Source organism: Janthinobacterium sp. J1-1 (assembly GCF_030944405.1).
In the GTDB taxonomy this organism is placed as follows: Bacteria; Pseudomonadota; Gammaproteobacteria; order Burkholderiales; family Burkholderiaceae_D; genus Janthinobacterium.
Genome location: NZ_CP132339.1, coordinates 1,313,435 through 1,327,081 on the forward strand (window position 1 = coordinate 1,313,435; position 13,647 = coordinate 1,327,081).

General features: G+C 62.2%; 10 protein-coding genes and 1 rRNA gene. 6 read left to right on the forward strand and 5 right to left on the reverse strand.

The window, feature by feature from the left end:
* Positions 1–6: 6 nt before the first annotated feature.
* Genes Q8L25_RS05945 through Q8L25_RS05955 form a run of 3 tightly spaced genes read right to left on the reverse strand, consistent with a single transcriptional unit; the run spans position 7 to position 2,942 of the window.
* Positions 7–435: a c-type cytochrome gene (locus Q8L25_RS05945; protein WP_308923995.1), complete on the reverse strand. Its 429-nt coding sequence runs from the start codon at positions 433–435 to the stop codon at positions 7–9.
* A gap of 15 nt (positions 436–450) precedes the next feature.
* The gene (locus Q8L25_RS05950) at positions 451–1,062 is read right to left on the reverse strand and encodes a pentapeptide repeat-containing protein (RefSeq protein ID WP_308923996.1); all 612 of its coding nucleotides are present in this window, start codon (positions 1,060–1,062) and stop codon (positions 451–453) included.
* A complete protein-coding gene (locus Q8L25_RS05955; RefSeq protein ID WP_308923997.1) occupies positions 1,059–2,942 on the reverse strand; it encodes a methanol/ethanol family PQQ-dependent dehydrogenase in 1,884 nt (627 codons plus the stop codon). Before Q8L25_RS05955 ends, Q8L25_RS05950 begins: the two co-directional genes overlap by 4 nt.
* Before the next feature lie 261 nt (positions 2,943–3,203).
* Here Q8L25_RS05955 and Q8L25_RS05960 point away from each other — a divergent pair, with 261 nt between their 5' ends.
* On the forward strand, positions 3,204–3,524 hold the full coding sequence (locus tag Q8L25_RS05960) for a high-potential iron-sulfur protein (protein ID WP_308923998.1): 321 nt from the start codon (positions 3,204–3,206) through the stop codon (positions 3,522–3,524).
* A 53-nt stretch (positions 3,525–3,577) separates the two neighbouring features.
* On the opposite strand, the gene pedF is transcribed toward Q8L25_RS05960, so the two are convergent.
* Positions 3,578–4,081, reverse strand: a complete 504-nt coding sequence (pedF, locus tag Q8L25_RS05965; RefSeq protein WP_374694234.1) for a cytochrome c-550 PedF — start codon at positions 4,079–4,081, stop codon at positions 3,578–3,580.
* A 301-nt stretch (positions 4,082–4,382) separates the two neighbouring features.
* On the opposite strand from pedF, the gene adh reads away from it, so the two are divergent.
* The 4 genes from adh to Q8L25_RS05985 all read left to right on the forward strand — a co-directional run bounded on the left by adh (position 4,383) and on the right by Q8L25_RS05985 (position 9,529).
* On the forward strand, positions 4,383–5,903 hold the full coding sequence (gene adh, locus Q8L25_RS05970; RefSeq protein ID WP_308923999.1) for an aldehyde dehydrogenase: 1,521 nt from the start codon (positions 4,383–4,385) through the stop codon (positions 5,901–5,903).
* A gap of 9 nt (positions 5,904–5,912) precedes the next feature.
* Positions 5,913–6,293, forward strand: coding sequence for a DUF779 domain-containing protein (locus Q8L25_RS05975; protein WP_308924000.1), 381 nt, complete (start codon positions 5,913–5,915; stop codon positions 6,291–6,293).
* A gap of 123 nt (positions 6,294–6,416) precedes the next feature.
* Positions 6,417–8,555: a 4Fe-4S binding protein gene (locus Q8L25_RS05980; RefSeq protein ID WP_308924001.1), complete on the forward strand. Its 2,139-nt coding sequence runs from the start codon at positions 6,417–6,419 to the stop codon at positions 8,553–8,555.
* Positions 8,552–9,529 (forward strand): FAD:protein FMN transferase, encoded by a 978-nt coding sequence (locus tag Q8L25_RS05985; protein ID WP_308924002.1) that lies wholly within the window; start codon positions 8,552–8,554, stop codon positions 9,527–9,529. The genes Q8L25_RS05980 and Q8L25_RS05985 overlap by 4 nt, the downstream gene beginning before the upstream one ends.
* Before the next feature lie 21 nt (positions 9,530–9,550).
* Here the strand turns inward: Q8L25_RS05985 and Q8L25_RS05990 are convergent, their stop codons facing one another.
* On the reverse strand, positions 9,551–11,491 hold the full coding sequence (locus Q8L25_RS05990) for a sigma-54-dependent Fis family transcriptional regulator (protein ID WP_374694235.1): 1,941 nt from the start codon (positions 11,489–11,491) through the stop codon (positions 9,551–9,553).
* A gap of 578 nt (positions 11,492–12,069) precedes the next feature.
* Between Q8L25_RS05990 and Q8L25_RS05995 the strand changes: the two genes are divergently transcribed.
* A 16S ribosomal RNA gene (locus Q8L25_RS05995) occupies positions 12,070–13,600 on the forward strand.
* Positions 13,601–13,647: the final 47 nt, after the last annotated feature.

Genomic DNA, 13,647 nt, shown 5'->3' on the forward strand with positions numbered 1-13,647 from the left:
TTGCGGCTAGTGTGCTGCGTGGTCGATGTCGACGCTGGTCTTGAGCCGCGGCGCGGCAGGCGGGCGGCTTTCGACAAAGCTGCGCACGGCCCAGATTTCCTGTGCCGTCAGCACATCGCGCCATGGCGGCATGTAGACAATGCCCGCGCGGACCTTGCCCGCCTTTACCGCCATCATAAAGTAGGCATCAACATCCTGCAGGCAGCGTGCCTGCAGTGCGCCGTCCTTCAGTTGCTGGCAAAAGGCGTTCAGGCGGCGCAGATCCGGCGCCTCGGCCGACGGCTGGGTCGCCTCGGCGCCGTGGCAGCGGGCGCAATTGGCCTGGAACACCTGCCTGCCCAGGTCGATGGCGGCCGGGTCGCCGCGCGAGGGGTTCGGTTCGGTGGCGCATACGGCAAATGGCAAGAACAGCAGCAGAAGAAAAAGTCGGTGCATGGCGAGGCTCCGGTTTTACCAGCCCGGCGGGCAGCCGGTGCAGCCCTCCAGGTTGGCGTCGGGGAAAATGGCAAAGCGCAGGATGGCGCGCTCGAGGTTGGCGTTTTTCAGGTTCGAGCCCCAGAATTTCGCTTCCTGCAGGTCGGCGTCGACCAGGCTGGCGCCCACCAGGCTGGCCAGGTTCAGGCGCGCCGCTTCCAGGCTGGCGCCGCGCAGGTCGGCGCCGTCCATGTCGGCCCGCATCAGCCGGCTCGTCTCCAGGTTGGCGCCGGCCAGGATGGCCTTCCTGAATGAGGCGCCCGGCGCATTGAGCGAATAGGCCATCGCCCCCGTCAGGTCGGCACCATCGAGCAGGGCACCGGCCAGGTTGGCGCTGCGCAGGTTGGCCCGCATCAGGCGCGCACCGCGAAAGTCGGCGCCGTGCAGGTCCTTGCCGACCAGGTTGGCGCCGCGCAGGTCGGCGTTGGCGCATTGCGCGTATGGCCACAGGTGGCAGCCATTGATGATGGTGACCTCGGGTGCGGCTTCGCCGTTGAGTATCTGTGCGAAGGCGGACTGCGGTGCCAGGCACAGGGCCCAGCACAGCAGCGCGCCGGTCGCCGCCAGGCGGACCGGCGCGGACCTCATTTGCTTGCCACCTTGTTTGCCACTTTGCTGGATGGCGCTTTCGGCAGCTTGAACACCCAGTAGCTGCCGCCCTGCGTCACCTGCTTGGTCAGCTCGGCCATGTCGCCGCCCCACAGCGGGACCGCGCCGCCATAGCCGCTCGACAGGCCGATATACTGTTCGCCATCCTGTTCCCAAGTGACGGGCACGGACACCACGCCGGAGCCGGTCTGGTACTTCCACAGTTCCTTGCCCGTCTTCGCGTCAAACGCTTTCACGAAGCCGTCCGAGGTTCCCGTGATCAGCAGGCCGCCGGCGGTGGTCAGAGTGCCGCCCCACAGCGGGAATTTTTCCTTGTTTTCCCAGACGATCTTGCCGGTCTTCGGATCTATGGCGCGCAGGGTGCCGATATGGTCTTCATACAGGCGCTTGATGCGGAAGCCCTGGCCCAGGTAGGCCGAACCGGCCTTGTAGTGGATCTGCTCGGTCCAGTAATCCATGCCCCAGTGGTTGGCGGGGATATAGAACAGACCGGTGTCCGGCGAATACGACATCGGCATCCAGTTGGTGCCGCCCAGGAAAGGCGGCGAGACGAAGACGGCCTTGCCCTTGTCGGCGCCCGCTTCCGGCAGCGGCGGGCGCTTGCCGTTTTCCACCGGCCGGCCGGTTTTCAGGTCGATGCTGGTGGCCCAGTTGATGCCGTCGACAAAAGGCCAGGCATTGATCAATGACGTCGGCTTGTTCGGATAGCCGGCGCCCAGGGCCAGTTTCGTGCGGTCGGTTACATAGAAATAGCCATTGCGGTCGGCGTGCGCGGAGGCCTTGACCAGCTTGCCCGTTTTGGCGTCCTTGTAGTCGAACAGCACCACCGAGTTATTGCCCGAAAAATCCCAGGCGTCGTTCGGCGTGTGCTGGTAAAAGCCTTTCAGCTCGCCCGTGCTGGCGTCGACATAGGCCTGGCCCGAGGTGAACAGGCTGTCCCAGTTGCGCGGGTCGTCGCCTTCCTTGGTGCGCTCCCAGGTATTCCAGGGCGCGGGGTTGCCGGCGCCGATGACGATGGTGTTGGTCTCCGGGTCGAACGACGCCGTCTGCCATGGCGCGCCGCCGCCGTGTTCCCACGCTTCGCGCAGCTTGCCGTCCTTGTCGCGCGGCCAGCTGGGCGCCTTGGCGTCGCCGGTCGGCGTGCCCGGTTTGCCGTCGGTGCGGCCCACATGGCCTTCGACCAGCGGCCGCGCCCATACTTCCGCGCCGGTGTCCGGATCGCGCGCGAACAGCCAGCCCTGGGCGCCGAATTCATCGCCCGAGTTACCGTGTATGAGCAGCACGCGGCCGCCTTTTTCGCGGATCACGAACGGCGCGCCCGTCATCGTGTAGCCCAGCTTCTGGTCGCCGAATTTCTCGTTCCACATCACCTTGCCGGTGTTCTTGTTCAGGGCCACCATGCGCGCGTCCAGCGTGCCGAAATAGACCTTGTCGCCATAGATGGCCGGGCCCCGGTTGACCACATCGCAGCACGGGCGGATATCGTCGGGCAGCCGGTGTTCATAGGCCCACAACTGCTTGCCGGTCTTGGCGTCCAGCGCGTAAATGCGCGAGTACGAGGCCGTCACATAGATGATGCCATCATGGACCAGCGCCTGCGCTTCCTGGCCGCGCTGCTTTTCGCCACCGAACGAGAAGGTCCAGGCAGGCACGATCTGATCGACATTCTTCGTGTTGATTTTTTTCGCCAGGCTGTGGCGCTGCGCTTTCAGGCCCAGGCCGTAACTGAGCACATTGGCGGTGCCCTTGTCGGCGTTGGCGATATCGTCCCAGGTGACCTTGGCGTCGGCCGCCGAGACGGCGCCGGCGATCAGGGCGAGGATGGCGAAAGCGATTGGACGTGGAAATACTGGCTGCATGCTGGTCTCCCTTGCTGGTTTTTATGGTTGGTCATGCGACGTGGTCGCTGATGACCAATTGAGCAACATGCATGCCAGGCTTTTTTCATGGCGCTGGTGGTGGCGTGTGCGCCGTCCTGCCACAGTCCTGGACGCCGCGTTGTCCTGTTTTGCAACAGGGTGGGCGGGCCGCCCGTGGCAGGCAGCTGCTGGCACAAGGGTTGCTGAAGCAGGGAACAAGGCCGTCTTGCGCCTTCTTGATAACGACAACAGGAGACCACCATGCATCAAGCACCACGCCGCCATTTTCTTTGCCAGCTGCTCGCCGTCGGCGGCATGGGCGCAGCCTCGCTCGCCGGCGCACAATCGACCGCGCCGAAAGTCGACGAGGACAGCGACCAGGCCAAGGCGCTCGGCTACCGCCACGATACGAACACGGTTGATAGCAAAAAATACCCGCAACACAAGCCGGCACAGCACTGTGCCAACTGTTCTTTCTTCCAAGGGAAAAAGGACGATGCCTGGGCGGGGTGCGCCATGTTCGGCCGCAAGCAGATTGCCGGGCCGGGCTGGTGCCTGGCGTGGGCCAAGCTTCCTGGTTAGAGCATAAAAAAGGCGCTGCCACGGCAGCGCCTCCCGGTGATGGATGGGCGGCCTTACAACGGCATCTCGCGCCGTGTTTCCAGGTAGGCCTTTACCGCCCAGATCGCCTCCTGGCTGAATACCCCCTCGAATGGCGGCATGTAGACGGCGCCATTGCGCGAGCGGCCATGGCGCACCGTGTCCAGCACATATTGATCGATCTCCTGCGCACAACCATCTTTTTTCTTGGCGTCGGGCAAGGCCGCACAGTCATTGTCGAGCTTGCGCAAGTCCGGCGCCATGCCGCCCGAGACGGCTTCCAGCCCGTGGCAGCGGGCGCAGTTCTGGGTGTAGGCGGCGCTGCCGATCCGTATCGCTTCCGCATTGTTACGGTATGGGTTTTCCGTGCGCCACTCGGCGCCCAATTGTGGCAGTGTGGACGTGTCGACCGCCTGCGGCGTCATATTGCCGTGGGCCCAGACGGCCGCGGCCGCCAGCATGCAGGCGAGGCCGCCGGCTGCAAGGCGCACCGTGCGCAGGCGCCGGATATTGCTGGTGGTAGAAATACGTGGGGTCATGATGGTCTCCGTTGTGGTTATGCGCTGATTGCGTCATGACCAGGGTAGCAATCGGTATGCCATCGCGCGCATCGCCATGCGCCTTGCCGCTGCGGCTGTTCCGTTGCTCAGAAACGGAACAGCTGCAAGACGCCGATGATCCCATTTGACGCAGCCTGCACGGCGGCACGTGACTATTGCCGCTGTTTGAAGGCTGGCACGGCATTTGCAAAACAAGAGATCAGGATCACCTGACACAACACTCCAAGGGCCGCCTCGCGGCGGCTTCATCGAAGCTAAAACCAACGAGAAAGAGGACGACATGAATCTGGCAGACATCAGCAAACTGGGCGTAGCCAATCCCTTCAAACAGCGCTACGACAACTATATCGGCGGCAAATTCGTCGCTCCCGTCAAAGGCGAATACTTCGGCAATATCACGCCGATCACCGGCCAGGTCTTCTGCGAAGTGGCCCGTTCCACTGCCGAAGACGTGGAGCTGGCGCTGGACGCCGCCCACGCCGCCAAGGAAGCGTGGGGCAAGACCTCGCAAACCGAACGCGCCAATATCCTCAACAAAATCGCCGACCGCATGGAAGCGAATCTGTCGCTGATCGCCACCGCCGAAACCATCGACAACGGCAAGCCGATCCGTGAAACCACGGCCGCCGACATCCCGCTGGCGATCGACCACTTCCGTTACTTTGCCGGTTGCATCCGCGCCCAGGAAGGTTCCGTTGCACAGATCGACTCGGAAACCTATGCCTATCACTTCCATGAGCCGCTGGGCGTGGTGGGCCAGATCATTCCGTGGAACTTCCCGATTTTGATGGCTGTCTGGAAGCTGGCGCCGGCCCTGGCCGCCGGCAATTGCGTGGTGCTCAAGCCGGCCGAGCAGACGCCGGCCTCGATCATGGTCTTGATCGAACTGATCGGCGACCTGCTGCCGCCCGGCGTGCTCAATATCGTCAACGGCTATGGCCTGGAAGCGGGCAAGCCGCTGGCATCCAATAAACGCATCGCCAAGATCGCATTCACCGGCGAGACGGGTACCGGCCGTTTGATCATGCAATACGCGGCGCAGAACCTGATACCCGTCACCCTGGAACTGGGCGGCAAGTCGCCGAATATCTTCTTTGCCGACGTGATGGACGCCGACGACGCCTTCTTCGACAAATGCCTGGAAGGCTTCGCCATGTTCGCGCTGAACCAGGGCGAGGTGTGCACCTGTCCGTCGCGCGTGCTGATCCAGGAATCGATCTACGAAGCCTTCATCGCGCGCGCCCTGGAGCGCGTGGCCAAGATCAAGCAGGGCAATCCGCTCGATGCGACCACCATGCTGGGCGCGCAGGCGTCGCAGGAACAGCTGGAAAAAATCCTCTCGTATATCGACATCGGCAAGCAGGAAGGCGCCGAAGTGCTGGCCGGCGGCGAGCGCAATACGCAGGGCGGCGACCTGGAACAGGGCTATTACGTGCGTCCTACCGTGTTCAAGGGCGACAACAGCATGCGCATCTTCCAGGAAGAGATCTTCGGGCCGGTGGTGTCGGTCACCACCTTCAAGGATGAAGCGGACGCGCTGCGCATCGCCAACGACACCTTGTACGGCCTGGGCGCGGGTCTCTGGACGCGCGACGGTTCGCGCGCCTTCCGCGTCGGCCGCGCCATCCAGGCCGGCCGCGTGTGGACCAATTGCTACCACCTGTATCCGGCCCACGCCGCGTTCGGCGGCTACAAGCAGTCGGGTATCGGCCGTGAAAACCACAAGATGATGCTGGACCACTACCAGCAGACGAAAAACCTGCTGGTGTCGTACAGCCCGAACGCGCTGGGTTTCTTCTAAGGAGTCATCATGACCATGGAACGCGTGACGGCCACCCCGGCCGCGCTCGACATGCTGGCCACCCTGCGCGGCAAGCATGGCCCGCTGATGTTTTTCCAGTCGGGCGGCTGCTGCGACGGCAGCGCGCCGATGTGCTACGCGGCCGGCGAGTTCAACCTCTCCGACACCGACGTCTACCTCGGCAATCTGGACGGCACGCCGTTCTACATGGGCATCGAGCAGTTCGCCTACTGGGAACATACGCAGCTGATCATCGACGTGGTCGATGGCAACGGCGGCATGTTCTCGCTCGATAACGGCACGGGCCGGCGCTTCCTCACGCGCTCGCGCCTGTTCACCGATGACGAGCTGGCGCAGCTGCAGCACCCCTCGAAGGGTGTGACGAACTAGTTTGTTGCCACCTGGGTCCGGAACTGCGCGGGCGTCATCTCCCCGCTCGCCCGGACGCAGTTTCAGCTGACGGCTGCGGCCGTCGGCTTTTTTTACGCCTGCCTGACCCTATTACTGGAGACCATGATGCCTACCATGGCGCGCTGCCGGCGCGCGATAACGCTCGCCTTGTGCCTGGCGGCGGGCGTGCTGGCGCTGCTGATCGGCGCCACCTCCGCCCATGCCGGCGTGATGACGCAGGCCGAACTGGCGCGCCGTTTTCCGGCGCCATTGACAGTCGGCGAGCGCGATGCGGAACTGCCGGTCTGGCCCCTGTTCCGCCAGGGAGGCAGTGGCGGCGAGCTGGCCGGTTATGTATTTGAATCGGTCGACCTGGCGCCCATCCCCGGTTTTTCGGGCGTGCCCGTCAATCTGCTGGTGGCGATCGATCCTTCCGGACGCTTTCTCGGCGTCGAGGTGCTGTCGCAGCATGAGCCGGTGTTCCAATATGGCCTGGGCGAAGCGCCGCTATTTGAATTCGTCAGGCAGTACCAGGGCATCTCGCTGAAACAGCATATCGGCATCGAGACCAATGGCCGGCGCGCGCATGCAGCCGATGCGTCGCGCGTACAGATCGACGGCATCTCCAAGGCGACCGTTTCGGTGCGCATCATCAATGAAAGCGTGCTGGCGGCGGCCTTGCTGGTGTCGCGCCGCAAGCTGGGGTTTGGCGCCGGCAAGGGCGCGGCCGGCATCGCCCGCGTGCGCACGGACCTGCCGGATGCAATCGGGTTCCAGCGCTTGCTCGAAGACGGGCTGGTACGCCATCTGCGCGTCACCAACGCTGAAATGGAAAAGCTGTACGCCGGCAGCGATGGCGCGCGGCTCGATGAAGAAGCGCTGCGCCAGCCGGATGATGTTTTTATCGACCTGTATCTCGCCTGCGTCTCCGTGCCCGGCGTGGCGCGCAGCCTGCTGACGGAAGCCAGCCTGGCAAAACTCAAGCCCTGGATAGAGCAGGGCGACCAGGCCATCCTCGTCATGTCGTCCGGCCGCCACCGCGTGCCGGGTGACGATTTTACGCGCGGCGGTATACCCGAGCGGCTGCTGCTGCGCCAGCATGAACTGGCGATCGACATGCGCGACCTCGACCTGGACCTGAAACTGCTGCCCGGTATTTCCGTTCCCGCGGACGCCAGCCTGACGGTCTTTCGCGTGCCTGCCGAGGCCGGCCTCGACCCTGGCGCCGCCTTTGACTTTACGGTACCGGTCACGCGCAGCAAGGGCCAGTTCTATCCGGAGCGCATAGTGCGCCAGCTGCCGGTCAGCTATCGCGTGCCGTCGCGCTTCCTGATCGCCGCGCCGGGCGATACCAGCTGGCATGCGGCATGGATGGACCGGCGCGGCGATCTGCTGATCCTGCTCGTCGGACTGGCCGTGCTGGCGCTGGCGTTGTCCATGCCGCGCAAGCTGAGCAGCGATGGTCGCCGTTTCGGCTGGTTCCGTTTTGCGTATCTGTTATTTACCATCGGCTTTATCGGCTACCATGCGCAGGCGCAGCTCTCCATCGTCAATCTGACCGGCATCGTGCAAGCGCTGGTGGCCGGCCGCAGCCTGTCATTCCTGCTGCACGATCCGATGACGGTGGCATTGTGGGCCTTCGTGCTGGTCTCGCTGCTGCTGTGGGGACGAGGCACATTCTGCGGCTGGCTATGTCCGTTCGGCGCGCTGCAGGAGTTGACCGGCAAGCTGGCCAGGTGGTGCAAGCTGCCGCAAGTGAAAATAAGCCGCACAGTGGATAAACGTCTCAAGCGCGTCAAATACGGTGCGCTGGCGCTGATCGTCGCCAGCGCGCTGACAGGGTTGGCCATCGATACGCTGGTGGAGCTGGAGCCGTTCAAGACGGCCATTACCCTCAACTTCGTGCGCGCCTTGCCATATGCGGCGTATGCGCTGGCGCTGCTGGCGGCCAGCGCCTTTATCCACAAATTCTTTTGCCGCTATCTGTGTCCGCTGGGCGCGGCGCTGGCGCTGCTGGGACGTTTTCGCCTGCTCCACTGGCTGCCGCGCCGCAGCGAATGCGGCACGCCGTGCCAGACCTGCCGCCATCGCTGCGACTACCAGGCGATCAAGCCCGATGGCGCGGTTGTGTATGCGGAATGTTTCCAGTGCATGGACTGCGTGGTGATCCACGAAAGCGAGCAGCGCTGCGCACCGCGCCTGCTGGAACTGAAGCGCGCCCGCACCATCCCCATTCATGCCGATCCAGGAGGTGCCACATGAAACGCCGCAGTTTCTTGAGCGCCTCGCTGGGCGCCATCGCCGCAGGCAGCTGCGCCTGGCCGCGTCATGCACCCGTGCATACCGGTATCGCACTGGCTTTTGGCACCACCATCCAGATCGCGCTCGTGCATGAGGACGAGCAGGTGGCGCGCATGGCGATCAGCGACGCGCTGGCGGCGGCGCAGCGGGTCGACCGCCTGATGAGCATTTACCAGCCGGCCAGCCAGGTCTACCAACTGAACCGCGATGGCGTGCTGCATCGACCCGATCCGCAGTTGCTGGCGGTGCTGGCGCAGGCGCGCGCATTGTCGCAGCTGACGGACGGCGCCTTCGATATCACCGTCCAGCCTTTGTGGCGCGCCTGGCGCGAGGCGGTCGCGCGCGGCGCCTTGCCGGCCCCGGCGCAGCGGCGGCAGGCCAAAGCGATGGTGGACTGGCGCCAGCTTGTTTTCGATGAGCGGCGGGTAGTCCTGGCGCCCGGCATGGCGATCACCCTCAACGGCCTGGCGCAAGGGTATGCGGCCGATATGGCGCTGGCGGCGGTGCAGGCGCATGGCATCCGGCATGCGCTGCTCGATACGGGCGAATTCGTGGCGCGCGGACGCAAGCGCGCGCATCAACCGTGGGCACTCGGCGTGCGCGATCCGCGCGACGATCAGGCGCTGGCGGCGACCCTGTTCATCAACGGCTGCGGCGTGGCGACCTCGGGCGATTACGAAAGCGTATTTACGCCCGATTATCTGCACCACCATATCTTCGATCCTGCGGCGGGGGACTCGCCGCAGGAACTGGCCAGCGTGACCGTGATGGCGCCGACCGGCATGCTGGCCGATGGCTTGTCGACCGCCTGCATGGTGCTGGGCCGTGAAAGGGCGGCGCTGCTGGCGGCCAGCCTGCCCGGCGTCGACCTGCTGGCCATCGACAAGCAGGGCCGCGAATGGCGTTCACCCGGTTTTCCACCGGAAGCATCATGAATGGCGCGCTACAATGGCTACCTACTTCAGGCCGGGAATTTTCCGATAAATCGTATTGCGCGATACGCCCAGCGCGCGCGCCGTGGCCGAGACATTGCCGCCGTTCGCCGCCAGCGACTTCGCGATCACCGACTGTTCCATCTCTTCCAGGTTGGCGCCCTGGGCCAGCAGGCGGTCGGTGCCGGCCTCAATGCCCGCTGCGGTATCCGGATGTTGTTCGATATCGTCGAGGAAGTCGTCGGGCATATGGCGCAGGCAGATTTCCGTCTCGTCGCCGGCCATCACGATGGCGGTGCGCAGCAGATTGGTCAGCTGGCGGAAGTTGCCGGGCCAGCGGTGCTGGCGGAACAGCGCCAGGATTTCCGGCGACACGTGATGGCGGCCGTGTTCCGCTTCCGTCGACAGGATTTTCTTCACCACGGTTTCCAGGTCGGTGCGCTCGCGCAGCGGCGGCAGCTTGACCACCAGGCCGTTGAGCCGGTAATACAGATCCTCGCGGAACAGGCCGCGTGCCATGCGCTCGCGCAGATTGTGGTTGGTGGCGCAGATCAGTTCCACGTTGACGGGAATCGACTTGTCGCTGCCCAGCGGCGTGACCATGCGCTCCTGCAGCACGCGCAGCAGGCGTGCCTGCAGGCTGAAGGGCATGTCGCCGATCTCGTCGAGGAACAGCGTGCCGCCATTGGCCTGCAATATCTTGCCGATCGCGCCTTTCTTGCGCGCGCCGGTAAACGCCCCGTCCTCGTAGCCGAACAGTTCGGACTCGATCAGCGTTTCCGGAATCGAGGCGCAGTTGACGGCCACGAAAGGACTCATGGCGCGCGGTGAATCGTTATGGATGGCCTGCGCCAACAGTTCCTTGCCGGTGCCCGTTTCGCCCATGATCATGATGGGGATATCCTTGCCCAGCACGCGCGTGACCTTGTCGATCACCAGTTCCAGCTGCGGATCGCCGGTGCGCAGGTAGCGCAGGCCGGACAGGCGCCGCGCCTGGGCCGCAGCCTGGTTGGCGGCGACGACGGGCCTGTCATTGCTCAGCGATTGCTGGAACACGTTGTTGGCCAGCCGTAGCTGGGCGCGGCCATACACGCGCACGCCATTGTGCATGCACAGGGTCAGCAGGCCGGGCGCGGCGGTGCGGTAGTGCTCATACAGGGCCGAGACGGGCAGGCCGAACAGCGAACTGAAGGTATGCGACTGCAGCGCGGAAAACGGCAGTCCCAGCTGGAACAGGCCATTGCGGTTGGCGGCCAGGAAGCGTCCACCCGGGCTGAACGACGCAATCCCCTCCATCAGGGTACCGATGAATTCGGGCCGGGTATGAAAGTGCAAGGTAATCGAGTCCTCGAAAGTGGCCGAGAACAGCTGGTTTTCGATCATCAGCGCCGACATGCGCACCAGCGCCATGGTGTGCTTGTGAAAGCTGCGCTGGTCGCCGGACACATCAAGCACGCCGATCACATTGCCCAGGTGGTCGGTAATCGGCGCGGCCGAGCAGGTCAGAAAATGGTTGGCGGCCAGGTAGTGCTGGTCGGCATGTACGAGAGTCGGCGATTTTTCCGCGATTGCCGTGCCGATCGCATTGGTGCCCTTGCTGGCCTCCGACCAGGCCACGCCAGGCTGCAGCGCGACCCGGCTGGCTTTTTCCAGGAAGTCGTCGTCGCCCAGCGAATGGACGATCACGCCGGTGGCGTCCGTCAAGATCACCATATTGTGGGTATTGACGATCTGCTGGTACAGCGTCTCCATGGCCGGCACGGCGTGCGCGTGCAGCAGCCGGTTCTGCTCGATCAGCACCGTCAGGTCGCTGCGCGCCAGCGGGCTGAAGTCGGCCACCGATTCCGGTCGCAAGCCATAGTCGACCGAGCGCCGGTGTGAAGTCTCGATAATCAGCGGCATATTGTCCGGCCAGGCGGACGCCGGCGTCGACCTGTTCAGATCTGTAGCAGTAGGACGGTGCATGATGGTCTCTTTGTCTCGGTTGGCCGTCGCTCCTGGGCGCGGCTCTGTGTATACCTGCACTGGTGTTCCATAATGTAGCACCTGTGCCGGAAGGGAGCAAAAGCAGCCTTGGCCGCTGTTGCTGTACTGGTAATAAGCAAAGCGAGTGCCAGCTCAAAATAGTCCTTGCGGTGGTGGCGGTAGCTGGCTATAATTCGCCCCCTCGCTGAACGACGCATGCAAATGCAGAGTGAAGAGAGAAAAAAGAAGGTGTTGACGGATTTAGCGAAATGCTTCATACTCTTCCTTCTTCGCAGCTGACAAACACAACGCTTTGTCGATAGCGCGAAACGTAGCACCGAATACCGTTCTTTAACAATTAACAGTCGATAAGTGTGGGCATTTGATGAAGTGCAGCAGTGATCTTCGGATTGCTGTAAAACTTAAAATATCAAATGTTCACAAGAAATAATGAAATAGGATACTTCTTCGGAAGTAGCCTGTCAGTTTTTTGAGTGAGCAAACACCTCGCAATGCGAGGGGTTTGAACCGATTAAAAGGTTCGACCATGCCGGTAAAACGGCAAAGTAACAGAGATTAAACTGAAGAGTTTGATCCTGGCTCAGATTGAACGCTGGCGGCATGCCTTACACATGCAAGTCGAACGGCAGCACGGAGCTTGCTCTGGTGGCGAGTGGCGAACGGGTGAGTAATATATCGGAACGTACCCTGGAGTGGGGGATAACGTAGCGAAAGTTACGCTAATACCGCATACGATCTACGGATGAAAGTGGGGGATCGCAAGACCTCATGCTCGTGGAGCGGCCGATATCTGATTAGCTAGTTGTTAGGGTAAAAGCCTACCAAGGCATCGATCAGTAGCTGGTCTGAGAGGACGACCAGCCACACTGGAACTGAGACACGGTCCAGACTCCTACGGGAGGCAGCAGTGGGGAATTTTGGACAATGGGCGCAAGCCTGATCCAGCAATGCCGCGTGAGTGAAGAAGGCCTTCGGGTTGTAAAGCTCTTTTGTCAGGGAAGAAACGGTGGGAGCTAATATCTCCTGCTAATGACGGTACCTGAAGAATAAGCACCGGCTAACTACGTGCCAGCAGCCGCGGTAATACGTAGGGTGCAAGCGTTAATCGGAATTACTGGGCGTAAAGCGTGCGCAGGCGGTTTTGTAAGTCTGATGTGAAATCCCCGGGCTCAACCTGGGAATTGCATTGGAGACTGCAAGGCTAGAATCTGGCAGAGGGGGGTAGAATTCCACGTGTAGCAGTGAAATGCGTAGATATGTGGAGGAACACCGATGGCGAAGGCAGCCCCCTGGGTCAAGATTGACGCTCATGCACGAAAGCGTGGGGAGCAAACAGGATTAGATACCCTGGTAGTCCACGCCCTAAACGATGTCTACTAGTTGTCGGGTCTTAATTGACTTGGTAACGCAGCTAACGCGTGAAGTAGACCGCCTGGGGAGTACGGTCGCAAGATTAAAACTCAAAGGAATTGACGGGGACCCGCACAAGCGGTGGATGATGTGGATTAATTCGATGCAACGCGAAAAACCTTACCTACCCTTGACATGGCTGGAATCCTTGAGAGATCAGGGAGTGCTCGAAAGAGAACCAGTACACAGGTGCTGCATGGCTGTCGTCAGCTCGTGTCGTGAGATGTTGGGTTAAGTCCCGCAACGAGCGCAACCCTTGTCATTAGTTGCTACGAAAGGGCACTCTAATGAGACTGCCGGTGACAAACCGGAGGAAGGTGGGGATGACGTCAAGTCCTCATGGCCCTTATGGGTAGGGCTTCACACGTCATACAATGGTACATACAGAGCGCCGCCAACCCGCGAGGGGGAGCTAATCGCAGAAAGTGTATCGTAGTCCGGATTGTAGTCTGCAACTCGACTGCATGAAGTTGGAATCGCTAGTAATCGCGGATCAGCATGTCGCGGTGAATACGTTCCCGGGTCTTGTACACACCGCCCGTCACACCATGGGAGCGGGTTTTACCAGAAGTAGGTAGCTTAACCGCAAGGAGGGCGCTTACCACGGTAGGATTCGTGACTGGGGTGAAGTCGTAACAAGGTAGCCGTATCGGAAGGTGCGGCTGGATCACCTCCTTTCTAGAGTTTGCACGAAGCAGTAATGCTTCACCATCAAATGTTCACAC